At 76.8% G+C, this 1,073-nt stretch carries 1 pseudogene; it reads left to right on the forward strand.

The features are described 5' to 3' along the window. Nucleotides 1-519: 519 nt before the first annotated feature. Nucleotides 520-1,073, forward strand: a pseudogene (locus B9S61_RS41400) (BREX-2 system phosphatase PglZ); the annotation flags it as partial.

Genomic DNA, 1,073 nt, shown 5'->3' on the forward strand with positions numbered 1-1,073 from the left:
CGAGGCGACAGACACCGCAGCACCCACCACAGGCCCGGAGACGGCAGACGCCACGAGGGCCGACCACAGGGCCAGGACGGTCCACGGCAGCCGGACGGCCGGAGACTCCGAGGCGACAGACACCGCAGCACCCACCACAGGCCCGGGGACGGCAGACGTCACGAGGGCCGACCACAGGGCCAGGACGGTCCACGGCAGCCGGACGGCCGGAGACTCCGAGGCGACAGACACCGCAGCACCCACCACAGGCCCGGGGACGGCAGACGTCACGAGGGCCGACCACAGGGCCAGGACGGTCCACGGCAGCCGGACGGCCGGAGACTCCGAGGCGACAGACACCGCAGCACCCACCACAGGCCCGGAGACGGCAGACGTCACGGAGCCGGCCCAGGACCCCAGGGCGGCCTACGGCACCCGGGCTGCCGGCGCCTCCGAAGCCGCCGGGGGCGGTCGGGCGGCCGAGGACAGAGGGCAGGCCGACGGCGCCCCGGCGGCCGATGACGCCGGGGAGGCACGCTGATGCCGACGCGGCCCGCCGCGGGGCGGCGCGCCATCGAGGTCCTGCTGGAGGCGGAACTGCCGCACGCCGAAGGGCGGCGGCTGGTGCTGGTCGACGCCGTCTGGGCGGACGGCGACGGGGAGCGGGACTTCACCGTCCAGATCGACGGCACCGCGCGCCGCGTGCACGTCACCGACCAGGACTCGCCGCTCGGCATCACCGAGGCCTGGCAGCAGCGCCTCGCCGGCACCGGTCCCGACGGGGACGGCGTCCTCGTGGTCACCGGCAGGGTGCCCGCCGACCAGCTCGGCTGGGACCTGCGCGGACACGCGGTGCGGCGCCGCCCGCTGTCCGTGGACCGGGCCGGCATCATCACCCAGCTCTTCGGGGCGGAGAACCTGGACACCCGTATGGTCCGCGAGGCGTGGCTGCTGGACGCCCTCCTCGACGCCGAACCCTCCGGCGGCTGGCCGCGCGCCGGCGGCGTCCTCACCCGCGACCGGGCCCTGCGGGCCCTCCTGGCCGCCCGGACCGGCCTCGGGGACACCGGCGCCGACTCCCTCGACCTGGACGC

It is taken from the genome of Streptomyces sp. SM1 (assembly GCF_002910825.1).
GTDB classification, from domain to species: Bacteria; Actinomycetota; Actinomycetes; order Streptomycetales; family Streptomycetaceae; genus Streptomyces; species Streptomyces okerensis.